Origin of the sequence: Thermoflexus sp., assembly GCF_025055495.1 — a bacterium.
GTDB lineage: Bacteria > Chloroflexota > Anaerolineae > Thermoflexales > Thermoflexaceae > Thermoflexus.
Genome location: NZ_JANWXB010000177.1, coordinates 1 through 14,421, shown reverse-complemented (window position 1 = coordinate 14,421; position 14,421 = coordinate 1). Strand labels below are relative to the sequence as shown.

Here is a 14,421-nt window from a genome sequence, read left to right as displayed (position 1 = left end):
GCCGTCCGCGAATGGGGCACGAATACACGAATGGGGGGGAGTGAGATCGGGGGCACTGTCGTCCCCAGCTTTTCGTGTTCTGAAGATCGCTCCCCGGATCGCCGGTAGGCAGCGCTGCCTGTTGGCCCATGCGCTTGGCCTCCGGGCGCCGGGCGCCGTTCCGCTTCAACGGGATCGCCACCTGCGGAATGCGACATGAGACGACCTTTCCGGGTGAGAGGGCTTCTCGGACTTGCCGTTGCCGGGCTGATCTTCGGTGGGCTGGCCCTTTGGGGATGGCTTCGCAGCGTATCCCCTTCCGTTCGGGTTCTTCGGGGCCGCGAGGGCCCGATCGCGTTGCATCGCCTCAGCCCGGCGCAATGGCGCGTCGAGGCGGCCTCGCCGCTGGACGAGGCGTTCGCGGAGGGGATGCTGGATGGATGGGACGCTGCGCCGCTCCTGCTCGTCCGGCGGGCGGCGGCGGAGGGGCGCCTGCAGGCGCTGATGGGGCCCGAGGCAGCCCCGGCGGACGCCTGGGTCCGCCACGTGGATCTCCCCGCCCGCGTCGAGGCCGCGTGGAACCGCCTGGACGAAGCCACCCGGGCCCGGCTCCAGGCCTATGCCGAGGGGGTCAACGCCGCCTGGCGAAACGGCCTCCCCTGGAGCGGTCGCCTTCTCCCCTCGGACGCCTTTGCGAGGCCATGGCGTCCACAGGACAGCCTGGCGGTCGCGGCCGGCCTGGCCCTGGCTCACCCGGGCTGGATGGAAGCGGAGATCGCCGCCGCGCTCCGGCCCCTTCCCGAGCCTCTGCGGGCCTCGCTGATCGATCCCCGCTGGAAGGCCGCGATGCCCGTCTCCGACGCGTCCGCGCGCGAAACCGTATGGCGGATCTGGACGGCTGCGGGCGGGGCGCCGGAGATCGGGCTCTTCCGGGGCTGCCAAGACGAGACCGGGTTCCGCCTCCACGCGATGGCCGCGCCGGTTCTCCCGCTGCCCTGGCGGGCGGCCTGGGTCGGCGAGACGCTGCGCCTGCGCTGGCCCGGGATCCCAGGGGCCCTCGCCCGCATCGCGCCCTCCGGTGGGCGCTGGCTGGGGCCGGAGCCCGGCTTCGCAGATCCCCTGGACCGGCTGGAGGAGCTGGTCCGCGGGATCCTGGCTGAGGAGGCGCCGTCCGCCCTCTGGATCTGGACGGCCTCGTCGGGGGAATGGCCGGCCTGCTCGGCGGCCCGGGCCGGCCATCGCGAGGCGCTGCTCGCCCTGACCCCCCAGGGCTGGCTGCAACGGCGGGTGCACGGGATGCTCCAGCGCTGGGATGGGAGTATGGGAGCGAAAAGCCCTTCCGCTCTGGTTTACGCCGCATGGCGGGAGGAGGTCCTTCGCCTCGCGCTGGGGGACGAGCTTGGCGAGAGGGGGATGCGATCCCTGCGGAGCCGCCGGTCGGCGGAGGTGGTCCTGACGGCCCTGCTGGCGGGCGAGGTCGAGGGAGGGGGCGATCCGGTCGCTCTGGCGCAGGGAGGCCGAGAGCAGATGCTGCAGGAAGCCTACCGGCGGGCGCTGCGCGGGATCGGGCGGCGCTATGGGGATCTGCACACCATCTGGGAATGGGGCAAGGCCCACGCGGCCTCCCTGCGGATCCTGGGCTGGCCGCTTCGGGCGGAGATTGCCGTGGGAGGGGACGAACAGGATCGCTGGCCAACGCCGATGGATCCCGCCCGGCCGTATCGGACGGCCTTCTGGCCCGCGCTCACCGTGCGAAGCGGACCGGAGGTGAACGTCGAGACGGCGCCCGTACCCTGGTGGTGGCCATGGCCCTAAAGGGCACAGCGGCGTCGTGCCTCCGCGCCCTTGAAAACCCCTCAACCTCTCTGCTCCGGGGGGAATCCGGCATCCGGCAGTCTACGGGATGCCTCGCCCGATCCGATGAACGGCGGGGAGCCACGCGCCGGATCGCCGGTGTCTTTTCACATCGGTGGCCCGGGCGGGGTCCGGCGGGTGAGCATCGCCAGTTCCCGTTCCAGCTCCGCCCGATGCTGGGCGGCCGCCTGGCGCCCCTCCTCCAGGATCTGTTGCCATCGGGCGCGGATCGTTTCGCGCAACTCCGCGCCCGATTGCGGGGTGAACAGCAGGATCAAACCGGCCCCCGTCAGTCCGCCTATCAGAAAGCCATAAATCCAGAAGATCGCGCGTCGCATAGGTTCCCTCGTCATCGGGTTATGCCAGGGGCAACCTCTGTGCTCTCCTGCAGGGTTGGGGGAGAGGGGCCTGGCCCGCGTCCCTCCGAACGGTGCTCTGAGGGTCCGAGGGGACTCGATGCCTGAAGCTGCCCATGGCGTCCGTTCCTTCACTTGAATTTTACCGATAGTCGCTTCAGTTAGCAGGGATGATTTGCTCCGGCTGGAGCTGTTCAAAGGGCAAATCCCTGAAAGCAGTCCACACCCTGTAAGGAAATTGGCCTTCTCCCCTCCGGGCGGCCTTTGCGACGGGAAGGGCAAAAGGGGATGGGGCAATTCCCTTCACGGAATCGGTCTCGACCGCCTCACCCTCCAGCGCTTTGATCCTCTCTCCGCGCCGCTTCCCAGCGTGGAGAGGCCCTGGGCGCAGCGCCCCAGCCTGTCGGATGGTCCATCCCATCCTACAGGGAAAAATCTTCGATCTCATGCTATGATGAGAAAGGCAGGCAAGAAAGGTGGCGGAATCCATCCCTCTTGCTCCGTCGCATAGGGATTTTGGGGTCCGGTGGACGGTGAAGCGGCCCGTCGGACCCCAAAAATCTCCAGGAAGTCCCATCGCTTTCGTAACCGGCAATCCATTCACAACATGCGTTCGCTGTAGAGCAGGCGGCTCTCGATCATGCCCGTGCGGGATTTTGAGAGAGAAATGTGGATTGAAAGCGGCGTTCGGGTGAAGACGGTCGATCTGGCGGTTGCCTGGAATTGGGACTGCGATCGGCCATTTGTGGAAATGATCCGGGAGGCCTGCGCCCGCCGCGGCCTTTCGATGATGGACATCACCCCCGAGGATCTCCCGGGGATCCTGGAACGGGCCCGGGGAGGCGAGTGGTCATGCCGGGTCTTCTTCGACCGGGCCTCGGATTGGGATGAGGATTTTGAGGCGCTGGTGGAGTGGGCCCGCGAGGCGGGCGTGTTCCGCCTGAACCCCACGGAGCGCGCCCGGGCGGCATGGGATAAAGTGGCCATGCATCGGCGGTTTGCGATCGCCGGGCTTCCCACCCCGCCGACGTGGATCCTGCCTCCCTGGGAGGAGCAGCCGGAGGTGGAATGGCCGGAGGAAGCCAGCGGCGCGCTGATCGCCAAGCCGGCCTTCGGGGGCGGCGGGGAGGGCGTGGAGCGCATCACCGGCCCGGAGGATCTGGCCGCTCTCCGGGCGACCTTCCCGGATCAGCCGTTCCTGATCCAGCGGTATGTGCGCCCGCGCCAGCTCGGAGGGCGGCCGGCGTGGTTCCGGGTGCTTTACGCGGTCGATACGGTGTTCCCGTGCTGGTGGGATCCAGAGACCCATCGCTACACGCCGGTGACAGAGGCCGAACGGAAAGCCTTCGAATTGCATCCTCTCTGGATTCTGGGCCATCGGATCGCCGAGGTATGCGGCCTGCATCTGTTCTCCAGCGAGATCGCCCTCGATGAAAAGGGGCGCTTCCTCTGCATCGATTACGTCAACGATCCCATCGACACCCGCCCTCAGTCCTTAGTCCCGGAAGGGGTGCCCGATGGGATCTTGCAGCAGATCGCCGATCGGATCGCGGAGGCGGTCTTCCGGAGGACGCTATGCCGCTCATCATGGTGACGAACGATGATGGGATCCGCTCGCCCGGGCTGCGGGCGGCGGCGGCCGCCCTGCAGGCGCTGGGGCAGGTGGTGGTGGTGGCCCCCGTTGACCAGTGGTCCGGCGCCGGCCGCTGTATGCCCGCCACTTCGGAGGGGCGGATCTATCCGGAGACTATGGTAGTGAACGGCGCGACGATCCGCGCCTATGGGGTGGAGGGAACGCCGGCCCAGGTGGTGAACCACGGGATCCTCGAGATCCTGCCCCGGCGGCCGGATCTCGTCGTCTCCGGCATCAACTATGGGGAGAACGTGGGATCCGGGGTGACCATCTCGGGAACGGTGGGAGCGGCCCTGGAGGCGGCCAGCTTCGGCATCCCGGCCCTGGCGGTCTCCCTGCAGACCCCGGTGGAGCACCACCTGGGGTATTCGGAAGAAATCGACTTCCGTGCCGCCGCTCACTTCACGTGCTTGTTCGCCGGGGCGGTCCTTCGGCAGGCCCTGCCTTTCGATGTGGATGTGCTCAAAATCGATGTCCCGGCCACCGCAACGCCGGATACACCATGGCGGTGGACCCGCCAGTCCCGCCAGCGGTATTTCGTCCCGGTGCGGCCGATGCGCCGTCGCCCCACGGATCCCGGGCCCCTGGGGTATCGGGTGGAGATCGACTTCGAGCATCTGGAGCCGGATTCGGACATCTACGCGCTGGTGGTGGATCAGGTGGTCTCGGTCACGCCGCTGAGCCTGGATCTCACATCCCGGGTCTCGGCAAAGGAGTTGCGTCAATGGTGGGAGAAAGCCCGGTAGGGGTCTCCAGGGCGTCCCCGGTTGCGCCGATCGCCTCCCGCGGAGCGATCGGGACGCTGTGGATGCTGTTCCTCCTGTTGCTGATGAACGGCTCGGCGGCGTGGACGGTGACGCTGGCCGGGTGGGCGGATGGCCTGGAGATCCTTCCACTGGTGGCCCTGGGCGGCCTCTTCATCGGGTGGATCCTGGCGGTCCGTCGTTTCTCTGGGCCGGTTGCCCTGGTCCTGAACCTGGGCTACGGGACGGTCTGGGTGGGGTATCTCAGCGCTCGCCTGATCCCGGATCCGGACTGGTCGCTGAAGCTGCAGTGGCTGGGTTATCGTCTCACGGTCTGGGCGATGGAGGCGATGCGGGGCGGCCGCGGCAGCGATCCCCTTCCCTTCGTGGTCTTGATGGCGGCCTTGATCTGGCTGGCGGCCAGCGCCAGCGCCTGGTATTCCTTCCGGACGATCCGCTCGTGGCGGGCGCTGCTGCCGGCCGGGCTGATCGCTTTTATCAACGCCTATTACTATCTGGGCCCTCGTCCCCTCACCCTCTTCCTGATCGCCTACCTGCTGGGCGCGTTGCTCTGGCTGGTCACCGTTCACTACGAGGAGCAGAGCTACCGCTGGCGGCTGGAACGGATATGGTTCGTCCCGGATCTGGGGGTGGACATCCTGCGGGCGGGGCTGATGGTCGCCACGCTGACCGTGGCCCTGGCGTGGTTGCTCCCGGCCGCCGGACCCAGCGAGACGGTTTCCCGCGCCTGGAGTGAGGTCAGCCGGCCGCTGCGCCGGAGTCAGGAGACCTTCAACCGGCTGTTCAGCTCCCTGCGCTCCCAGCGTCCGGCCTACATCAGCCCGCTGAGCCGCACCCTTTCCTTCGGCGGCCCGCGACGGCTGAGCGACACACCGGTGATGGATGTAAGGGCCCAGGGACCTGCCCGCTACTGGCGGGGCGTGGTTTACGATGTCTACACCTCCAACGGCTGGCTTTCCTCTGGGGAAGACGAACAGGGCCGCGCGCCGATGACAGCGCTGACGGCGCGCCCCCTGTGGGAGGGCCGGGCGGTGGTCACCCAGACGTTCGACGTCTACCTCCCAGGCAACACGCTGATCTTCGCCGCCCAGCATCCGGTCGCGGCAAGTCTCCCGTCCATCGTTCAAGGACGCTTCACCGCGCAGGCCCACGATCTGATGATGATCCGCAGCACAAGGCCCTTCGGCGCTCAACAGACCTACGAGGTGATCTCCCTCGTCCCGGTTCCCGACATCGAGAGCCTGCGGCAGGCCGGGACTGTCTATCCGGAATGGGTGCAGCGGTATCTGCAATTGCCTTCGAACCTGGATCCCCAGATCCGCCGTCTGGCGGAACGGATCACCGCAGGTTATGACAACCCTTATGACAAGGTGGTGGCGCTGGAGGCCTGGCTGCGCCGCAACATCCGATACAACGAGAACATCCCGGCGCCGCCGCCGGGCCGCGATGGGGTGGTCTATGTGCTCTTCGACATCCGCCAGGGCTACTGCGATTACTACGCGTCGGCCATGGCGGTGATGGCCCGCGCCCTGGGCATCCCGGCCCGGGTGGTCAGCGGCTACGCCCAGGGGGAGTGGATGCCCGATGGGCGCTATCGGGTGCGCCAGCGGGATGCCCATACCTGGGTGGAGGTCTACTTCCCGGGCTTCGGATGGGTGGAGTTCGAGCCCACGGCCGCCCAGCCGCCGATCCTGCGCCCCCAGCGTCCGCTTTCCCCGACGCCGACGCCTCCGACCCCGGATCAGGCCGGTTCAACGCCGGGGGCGCCCCGGCCGACGCCGACCCGCCGGAGCCTGCTGGCGGAGGATTTCGACATCCAGCCGGGGGAGCCTCTGGCGCTGCCTCGCGCCTCCCGATTTCCGACGGGGCCAATCACCGTCGGCTTAATCGGGGTGCTGGGATTGCTGGGTCTGGCCTTCTGGATCCGGGATCGCCGCCGATTGCGTCGGCTCTCCCCGGCCGCCCGGGATTACCTCTGGATGAACCGGGCCGCACGGCTGTTCGGGATCCGGTTCCCGTCCTCCTGGACGCCGCTGGAGCGCGCGGATTATCTGGGAAGCCTGATTCCGGAGGTCGCTGAGGCGCTGGAACGGGTGGCGGAACGCTACAGCGCCGCCCGGTTTGGCGGGCGTCGATCCCGGGCCCTCCCGCCGCCCCAGGGGTGGTTGCTTCGACTGCTGGTCCAGGGATTTCAATGGCGGCTCCGGCAAGCTCTGGCTCCCTATCTGGGAGGAATCCGCCGCTGGGCCCAGGGGGCTCGCCTGGGGTTCTCGCTGGGCTTCCCCCGGTCGGGAAGGGATCACCGCCGCGAAGCTCCTTGACGGCAGTCCCGAAGACCCCGGGAGAGCCCGGAAGTGGCCGATGGCATGGAACACCCGGGGGCAGCCCCGCCCGCCCCCCGATGTCCCGGAGAAAGAGGGACCGACGGATAGGTCCAGTGTCCCATCCCCAAACCTGGCGAACCGAGCGCCGCGAACCACGATCTGGGAACGAGAAGGAGGAAATGGAACCGGTCGAGAGCCCCTCAGAAATTCAGCGGTTTCTGGATCTGCTCGGAGATCAGCTGGAGCAGATCGGGCGGGTCATTTCCGGGGAACATCCGGGAAACCCCAGCCCGGATCAGCGGAGTTCGCTGTTCGCCGCTCTAACGGCCAGCCGGGAGCTCCTGGAGCATTTGCGAGCGCACATCCAGCGCGAGCAGGCCCTTCTTCACCGTCTGCTGGATCCTCACCTGAGGGCCCACCTGGCCCGTCATCCGGATCCATGGCCCGAGGGAGGGATCCGACGGGAGGTCACGGTGCTGTTCGCGGATCTCCAGGGCTTTTCGGAGTTATGCGATCGGCTTCCTCTTGAAGATCTCATCCCCCTCCTGAATCGTTATCTCCAGGTGGCCTGGGAGGCCATCCGAAGAGAGGGTGGGGTGGTGGATCGGTTCATGGGCGATGCCGTGCTGGGCTGGTTTAACGCGCCCTTCGACCTGCCGGATCATCCCTATCGAGCCCTGCGGGCGGCATGGCAGATGCAGCAGAACCTGGCCTTTTTGCATGCGACCCTGCCCCTCGAGCATCGGCGCCGCTATCGGATCGGCATCCACATCGGCGAGGCCATCATCGGCCCTATCGGGACGCCGGATTACTGGACCTATACGGTGGTCGGCAGCGTGGCGAATTACGCCCGTCGGCTGCAGGAGGCCGCGCCGCCCGGCCACATCATGATTAGCCGGGCGGTGTTCGAGCGGTTGCGGGATCGCATTGAGGCGCGAGCGTTGCCCGTTTTCCCGGTTCGGGGAGGGGCTCAAGTGGCGCCGGTCTATCGATTCCTGGGGTTTCGGGAGGAGCAGCCATGAAGATCCTGGCCATGGCCAGCCTGGGGATCAGCATCCTGTTGTTCCTCTACGCGATGTATGTGCTGGTGTTGACCGGGCTGAGTCTGTGGGGGCGACGCCGGCCGATCCCACGGGTGGAGCCCAGAAACTGGCCCCGGGTAACGGTGCAGTTGCCGATTTACAACGAGGGCGGCGTGGTGGAGCGCCTGCTGGGGGCGGTGGTCGCGCTGGATTATCCGCGGGATCGCCTGGAGATCCAGGTCCTGGATGATTCCACAGATGAAACCGCCCAGCGGGTCCAGCGACAGGTGGCCTACTATCAAAGCCTGGGGCATCCCATCGAATTGCTGCGACGGCCGCATCGGAACGGCTATAAGGCCGGCGCGCTGGCTTACGGGTTGCAGCGGGCGCGAGGGGAATTCATCGCCATCTTCGACGCGGATTTCGTCCCCCCACCGGATTTCCTGAAGCGGATGATCCCGGTGCTGCTGGCCGATCCGTCCATCGGAGCGGTCCAGGCCCGCTGGAGCCATCTGAATGCCCAGGCCTCCTGGATCACGCGGATCCAGGCCCTGATGCTGGATGCTCATTTCATCGTGGATCAGGCAGCCCGTTCCGCGGCCGGCCTGCCCGTTAACTTCAACGGATCCGCGGGAGTGTGGCGCCGGGAAGCCATCGAAGCGGCAGGGGGCTGGGAGGGCGATACCCTGACGGAGGATCTGGATCTCAGTTACCGGGCCCAGCTTGCCGGGTGGCGGCTGGTGTTTGTGCCGGATGTGGACGTCCCTGGGGAAGTCCCCCCTTCGCTTCAGGCCTTCAAGCGCCAGCAGTTCCGGTGGGCGAAGGGGACCACCCAGACCTTTCGCAAGCTGATCGGGCGGATCCTCGTCAGCCGCTGGCCGTGGTGGAAGCGCCTGGTGGCCCTCTTCCATCTCGGAGGTTATTTCACCAATCTGCTGGGGGTGTTGTTGCTCCTGCTCTGGGGCCCCCTGCTGCGGCACGCGGCGGAGCGGCCGAAATGGACCGTGATCCTGGGCCTGGGGCTGCTGGCGATCCCGTTGATGTATGGCCTGGGCCAGCAGGCCCTTTACCCGGACTGGCCCCGACGGGTGTGGGCGATCCCCCTGCTGTTCTTAGTGGGGACCGGATTAACGCTGAACAACACCCGGGCCATCCTGGAAGCCCTGCTGGGCTACCCATCGGAATTCATACGAACCCCCAAGGGGGAGCGGGCGATGGATGGGGATGGGGAAGTGGACCCCACCGGGTGGATCGAGGGAGCCTTCGCGCTGTATGCCCTTTTCCTGGCCTGGCGAGCATGGCATCACAATATGGATGGAGTAGTGCCTTTCCTGCTGTGTTACGCCATCAGCTATGGGATCGTGGCTTGGCACAGTTTGGTCTCCATCCGCCCTTCTCCCGCGGTTCTCCCGCCCGTGTCTTCGGCCGCTCCCCGGATCTCGCTGGATGAAGCGGATCGCCGCGGCCCGCTCTCCCGTTAGGGAGGATCGAAGAGGCCGCCGAAGGCGGCGCCCCCGCCCCAAAACCCGCGGGGGAACTCGGAACTTGCCCATGGCGTCGATCCTCTCATTCCCGTTGCCGGGGTGGAGCACCGGGCGCCTCCCGCTTTCCTGGACTTCAACGGTCGAAACAGATCCCGAGGAGCGGAGAACACCATGCGCATCCTGGTCGCCGGAGGAGCCGGTTACATCGGCAGCATTGTGGCGGAATTCCTGCTAAATGCCGGTTATGAAGTCGTGGTCTATGACAACCTCTCCCACGGGTTCCGCGCCGCGGTCCCCGAAGGCGCCCTCTTTGTGCAGGGAGATATCGGGGATGGAGAACGGGTGGTGGAGACCCTGCGCCGATGGCCCTGTCAGGCGGCCATGCATTTCGCCGCCTTCATCGAGGCCGGGGAGTCCATGCAGGATCCTTTTAAGTATCTTCGGAACAACATCGCCCAGACCATCGCTTTTCTGGAAGCCCTGCTCGCCGCTGGAGTGGATCGGATGGTGTTCTCCTCCACCGCGGCGGTCTACGCCCCTACCCCCGAGCCCCTCACGGAATCCTCCCCCATCGGCCCCACGAACGTTTACGGGGAGACCAAGGCGACGGTCGAGCGCATCCTGATGTGGCTGCATCGCACCCGCGGCCTGCGCTATGCCGCCCTGCGCTACTTCAACGCAGGTGGGGCGACGGCGACCCGGGGGGAGGATCATCGCCCGGAGAGCCATCTGATCCCGAACATCCTGGCGGTGGCGCTAGGCCGCCGGCCGTATGTGGAGATCTATGGGACCGATTACCCAACCCGGGACGGGACGTGCGTTCGGGATTACGTCCACGTGGTGGATCTGGCCCGTGCCCACCTCCTGGCGCTGGAAGCCCTATCCGACCGGCCGGTGATGGTGTATAACGTGGGGACGGGGGTCGGATACACCGTGCGGGAGGTCCTGAAGGTGTGCCGGGAGGTAACCGGACATCCGATTCCCGCGGTGGAAGCCCCCCGGCGGCCAGGAGACCCGGTGATGCTGGTGGCTTCCCCGGAAGCCATCCGACGGGATCTGGGCTGGACCCCTCAATACACGCTACGGGACATCGTGCTCAGCGCATGGCGCTGGATGCAGGACCATCCGGAGGGATATTCCGCGCAGGCGATCTCCCCCGCCCCCCAGGCTCTTTCATCCTGATCCCACAGCGGGCCTATCGCATGCCGCCTTCCGGATCGTTCGGCGCCGTCGTTTGCTGCTTCCTCTTGGAGAGAAGTATCATGGAGATATCCACAGTCCGTGATTCTTCTCACGAAGCGGTGGGGATCGAGCTATGTGACCGGTGAGGTGATCATCGTGCGCCCTGGGGCGGTGGGGCCACCTTGGGCACCCCGCCGCTCACCCGATGAATCGATTCCCCCTCTTAGAGGCCCTCAGGGCCTTGGAGAGGGAGGAGAGAAAATCTTTTTGGGGCTGGGGCGCCCCCGAAGGCGGCGCCCCAGCCCCAAAGCCCTCAGGAAAGCTCGGAAGTTGTCCATGGCGTTTCTCATCCATTGATAACGGAGGCCACAATGCCTTTCCGCCTCGGACCCACGGAGCTGATCATTATCCTGTTGATCGCCCTCTTGCTCTTCGGCCCCGGTCGTCTGACCAATCTGGCTCGAGAGCTTGGGCAGAGCATCCGGGAATTCCGCCGAGGCTTGACCTCGGAGGAGGAGAAGCAGGGGACGAAGCCGGATAAGCCGGCTTGAGGGAAGCAGTCCAGGGATGGGCGATCGGCCTTTTTCCCTCATCGATGGCGGTTGGGATGGACGGGCCGCAGAAGGCCGCTCGCCTATCCCTAACTATGGATTCCGCCCCCTCCTCGAGACTCGGAGGGCCCTAGGAGGGGAAATTCAGGGGAAGAGGCCGCCCCAGCAGCCCGGTCCAGGCAGTCCCCAGTGAGGCACGACCTGAGCAACCGTTTTCCCGGAGCCTGGAATGCGCCCATTGGAAGAGTGGTTAGAGGAAGCCGCGGCTTTCCACGGACATCTCTGCCCCGGACAGATTTTAGGCGTTCGCATGGCGCTTCTCGGATGCCGATTGCTGGGATTGGACCCCGAGGATCCCGGGGATCGGCGCCGGTTGATCGTCTACGTGGAGATCGATCGGTGCCTGACGGATGCCATTGCTGTGGTGACCGGATGCCGGTTGGGGCGGCGGACGCTCAAGCACATCGACTACGGGAAAGCGGCGGCTACCTTTGTGGATATCCGGACCGGCCAGGCCGTGCGGATTGTGGCCCGGGATGATGCGCGGGAGACGGCCCTCCATCTGGCTCCGCCGGGCCTGAGCAAAGCCGCCGCTCAGCGCCACGCCTATCGGATCATGCCCGATGAGGATCTATTCCGGGTCCAATCGGTGCAGGTGATCATCCCTCCGGAAGATCTGCCTGGCCATCCGCTGCGGCGGGTCTTCTGCGTGCGCTGCGGCGAAGGGATTAATGACGGGCGAGAGGTCATCCGCAATGGGTATATATTGTGCCGGGCGTGTGCAGGAGAACCGTATTACACCCTCCTGGAAGTTCCCGCTCCGGATCTTCATCCACCCCATAGCTGATCCAGCGAAGTCGTGTTCGATTGGGATGGATCGCCCCTTCGATCTCATCGGGGATTTTGGGGTGGGCGGGGCCGTCTTCGACGGCCCGCCTGGCCCCCCAGAAACCTTCGGCGTTCGATGGTTGGCGGAAACAGGGGATCCCCCAGCAACCCCGGGATCATCCCCCCGTTAATGAGGAAGCCATGGCCCCAACCCCACCGTCGAGGCCGTGATCGCCCCCACGCTCAGGGCCCAAAGGGGAAGCCCGGCTTTGAGGAAATCCTTCGGTCGATAGCCGCCGGCGCCCATCACCAGCGCGTTGGCCGGATGGGCCATCGGCGTGAGGAAGGCCGCTGAGGTGGCCAGCGCCACGGCCAGCCCCATCCAGTGCGGAGGGACCCCCAGGATGGGCGCCGCTTGCAGGGCGATGGGCCCCCAAACCACAGCGGTCACCGAAGCGGAGAGCACCTGCGTCAAAACCGCCGCGATCCCGGTGAACACCAGCACCCCGATCCAGGGCGAGGCGCCACCGATCTGCTGGAGCAGCATTTCCCCCAGCCCCTCCGCCGCTCCGGTGCGGGAGATCGCGATGGAGAGCGGCAACAGCCCGGCGACCATGAACACCGTCGGCCATTCGATGGCCCGATACGCTTCCTCCATCGTCAGGCAACCGACCAGGATCATCAGCACCGCCCCGGCCATCGTCACTTCGGCCACCGAGCGGGAGGTCAGGATGGAGGCCACGATCACCCCCAGCATGATCCCGATCGCCGGAATCCGACGGGAGGTCCGCATGGGTTCCCCATTGGTCTGCAGAACGATGAACTCCGGGTCCCCCTGGAGGATACGGATGCGTTCCCACGGTCCGTAGGCCAGAAGGGCGTCTCCGAAGCGCAGGCGCTCATCCGCCAGCCCGACCCGGATGGGGTGTCCTTCCCGCCAGATGGCCAGGACCTGCAGGCCATATCGTTCCCGGAACCGGAGCTCCCGCAGGGTCTTGCCGATCAGGGTCGTGTGAGGGGAAAGGAGGATTTCGACCAGACCCGCCTCCCCGGCCTCCAGCACCTCCGGGGCCACCGGGCGGGGGAGTTTGCGAAGCCCCAGGGCCCGCACGGCCTCCTCCAGGTTCGCTTCCCCCGGAGGCCCACTGGTCACCAGGAGCACATCCTCCGGCTGCAGGGATTCCGAGCTGGGCGGGGAAAGGATCAATCGTCCCCGACGCCGGATCCCGACGACGGTCAAATGGTATTCGGAGGCCAGGCCGCTTTCCCCGAGAGAAACACCGGACAGCGGCGAGGAGGGCTCGACCAGAAGTTCCACCAGACCGTTCTTTAAGCCGTAGAGCTCCGCCAGCTCCCGGTTCAGACGGTGAAGGCGCATCCATTGCCCGACGGGGGAGCGTTCCGGGAGGTTCCGCCAGGTGACCCCGATCACCCACACCAGACCCAGGGAGGCGGGGAGGAGGCCGACCACGAAGAAATCCAGCATCGTAAGGGAGCGCCCCTGGCTTTCCCGCAGAAGCCCGCTCAGCATCAGGTTGGCCGTGGTGAAAAGGGTGGGCATCCCTCCAAGCAGTGCGCCATACGCAATGGGGATCAGGATCCGGGAGGGGGACAGGCCGATCCGTCGGGCCGCCTGAACGGCCAGGGGTATCACCACCGCGGCGGCGGTTACGGAATTCATGGCAAGTGAGAGCAGGGCGGTTAACAGCGTCATCCCCGCCACGAGGCGTTGCGGGGAATCCCCGGCCCACTGGCTCAGCCGCTCCCCCAGGATCCGGGAAACCCCGGTCCGGTTCAGGCCGGCGGTGAGGATGAAGAGGGCGATGAGGGCGATGACGGCGGAGCGGCTGAACCCGCTGAAGGCCTCCTGAGGGGAGAGCAACCCGCTGAAAGAAAGCCCGAGGACCAGGATCAGGGCGGCCAGGTCCGGCCGTAGCGCCCCGCTGAATAACAGGCCAGCCATGAGCATCAGGATCAGCAACAGCCAGATGGCGGAGAGGGGAAGCACCTTTCCTCCCGAAGCAAGCCGATCGCTTTTCGGAATTCGACTTTATACGAGCTCGCGTCCCCTGGCCAGGCGGACAGATGGACTGGACGAAAGGCGTACCCCCTGAAAGCGATCCGTATCAATCCCATGCTATGCCTAGCCGGGTGAAATTTCCAGCCTCATCCTACCGTCTTCCAGGCATCATTCCGATAGTTCTAAAGTCATAGGGCGTTTCAGTCGCTCCGACAGCGACCATAGCTTCTGAGCTTTCCCACAGGTTTTTGGGGCTGGAGCGCCACTGCGATATAGCCCTATTGCAAACGCGTGCGGTGCATTCGACGCCGCTCGCGCGAACCATCGATCTCTCTCTGGGGATTGGGGTGCTGGGGGGGGGGCGGCCGGCGGCCCCCCCCCCCCCCCCCCCAAAAATATACCCCCACCCCCCCCCCACGCGGCG

At 66.4% G+C, this 14,421-nt stretch carries 11 protein-coding genes; 9 read left to right on the top strand and 2 right to left on the bottom strand.

The annotated features are described in order from the left end of the window. Positions 1 to 195: 195 nt before the first annotated feature. Entirely contained in the window at positions 196 to 1,794 is a 1,599-nt protein-coding gene (locus NZM16_RS06205) for a penicillin acylase family protein (RefSeq protein WP_295479347.1), read from the top strand. Positions 1,795 to 1,940: 146 nt separating this feature from the next. Here the strand turns inward: NZM16_RS06205 and NZM16_RS06200 are convergent, their stop codons facing one another. Then, complete coding sequence (locus NZM16_RS06200) at positions 1,941 to 2,171, bottom strand: YtxH domain-containing protein (protein ID WP_295451898.1); 231 nt, start codon at positions 2,169 to 2,171, stop codon at positions 1,941 to 1,943. Between the two features lie 685 nt (positions 2,172 to 2,856). Here NZM16_RS06200 and NZM16_RS06195 point away from each other — a divergent pair. From NZM16_RS06195 to NZM16_RS06160, 8 genes are all read left to right on the top strand, one after another. Further along, positions 2,857 to 3,783: a hypothetical protein gene (locus NZM16_RS06195; RefSeq protein WP_295479345.1), complete on the top strand. Its 927-nt coding sequence runs from the start codon at positions 2,857 to 2,859 to the stop codon at positions 3,781 to 3,783. Next, the gene (surE, locus tag NZM16_RS06190; RefSeq protein WP_295451894.1) at positions 3,765 to 4,568 is read left to right on the top strand and encodes a 5'/3'-nucleotidase SurE; all 804 of its coding nucleotides are present in this window, start codon (positions 3,765 to 3,767) and stop codon (positions 4,566 to 4,568) included. The genes NZM16_RS06195 and surE overlap by 19 nt, the downstream gene beginning before the upstream one ends. Next, positions 4,547 to 6,907 (top strand): transglutaminase domain-containing protein, encoded by a 2,361-nt coding sequence (locus tag NZM16_RS06185; RefSeq protein ID WP_295451891.1) that lies wholly within the window; start codon positions 4,547 to 4,549, stop codon positions 6,905 to 6,907. Before surE ends, NZM16_RS06185 begins: the two co-directional genes overlap by 22 nt. A 182-nt stretch (positions 6,908 to 7,089) precedes the next feature. Continuing rightward, positions 7,090 to 7,932, top strand: coding sequence for an adenylate/guanylate cyclase domain-containing protein (locus NZM16_RS06180; RefSeq protein WP_295451888.1), 843 nt, complete (start codon positions 7,090 to 7,092; stop codon positions 7,930 to 7,932). Continuing rightward, positions 7,929 to 9,413, top strand: coding sequence for a glycosyltransferase (locus tag NZM16_RS06175; protein WP_295451886.1), 1,485 nt, complete (start codon positions 7,929 to 7,931; stop codon positions 9,411 to 9,413). Before NZM16_RS06180 ends, NZM16_RS06175 begins: the two co-directional genes overlap by 4 nt. Positions 9,414 to 9,587: 174 nt before the next feature. Next, positions 9,588 to 10,598 (top strand): UDP-glucose 4-epimerase GalE, encoded by a 1,011-nt coding sequence (gene galE / locus NZM16_RS06170; RefSeq protein WP_295451885.1) that lies wholly within the window; start codon positions 9,588 to 9,590, stop codon positions 10,596 to 10,598. Positions 10,599 to 10,969: 371 nt separating this feature from the next. Further along, positions 10,970 to 11,149 (top strand): twin-arginine translocase TatA/TatE family subunit, encoded by a 180-nt coding sequence (tatA, locus tag NZM16_RS06165; protein ID WP_295451883.1) that lies wholly within the window; start codon positions 10,970 to 10,972, stop codon positions 11,147 to 11,149. Between the two features lie 229 nt (positions 11,150 to 11,378). Continuing rightward, positions 11,379 to 11,996, top strand: a complete 618-nt coding sequence (locus tag NZM16_RS06160; RefSeq protein WP_295451881.1) for an FmdE family protein — start codon at positions 11,379 to 11,381, stop codon at positions 11,994 to 11,996. Between the two features lie 168 nt (positions 11,997 to 12,164). Here the strand turns inward: NZM16_RS06160 and NZM16_RS06155 are convergent, their stop codons facing one another. After that, entirely contained in the window at positions 12,165 to 13,985 is a 1,821-nt protein-coding gene (locus NZM16_RS06155; RefSeq protein ID WP_295451879.1) for an SLC13 family permease, read from the bottom strand. Between the last annotated feature and the right edge of the window lie 436 nt (positions 13,986 to 14,421).

Coding starts and splice junctions, on each gene's coding strand:
- NZM16_RS06200 (WP_295451898.1), bottom strand. CDS start 2,171: ATGCGACGCGCGATCTTCTGGATTTATGGCTTTCTGATAGGCGGACTG.
- NZM16_RS06175 (WP_295451886.1), top strand. CDS start 7,929: ATGAAGATCCTGGCCATGGCCAGCCTGGGGATCAGCATCCTGTTGTTC.
- NZM16_RS06195 (WP_295479345.1), top strand. CDS start 2,857: ATGTGGATTGAAAGCGGCGTTCGGGTGAAGACGGTCGATCTGGCGGTT.
- NZM16_RS06205 (WP_295479347.1), top strand. CDS start 196: ATGAGACGACCTTTCCGGGTGAGAGGGCTTCTCGGACTTGCCGTTGCC.
- NZM16_RS06180 (WP_295451888.1), top strand. CDS start 7,090: ATGGAACCGGTCGAGAGCCCCTCAGAAATTCAGCGGTTTCTGGATCTG.
- galE (WP_295451885.1), top strand. CDS start 9,588: ATGCGCATCCTGGTCGCCGGAGGAGCCGGTTACATCGGCAGCATTGTG.
- NZM16_RS06185 (WP_295451891.1), top strand. CDS start 4,547: ATGGTGGGAGAAAGCCCGGTAGGGGTCTCCAGGGCGTCCCCGGTTGCG.
- surE (WP_295451894.1), top strand. CDS start 3,765: ATGCCGCTCATCATGGTGACGAACGATGATGGGATCCGCTCGCCCGGG.
- tatA (WP_295451883.1), top strand. CDS start 10,970: ATGCCTTTCCGCCTCGGACCCACGGAGCTGATCATTATCCTGTTGATC.
- NZM16_RS06160 (WP_295451881.1), top strand. CDS start 11,379: ATGCGCCCATTGGAAGAGTGGTTAGAGGAAGCCGCGGCTTTCCACGGA.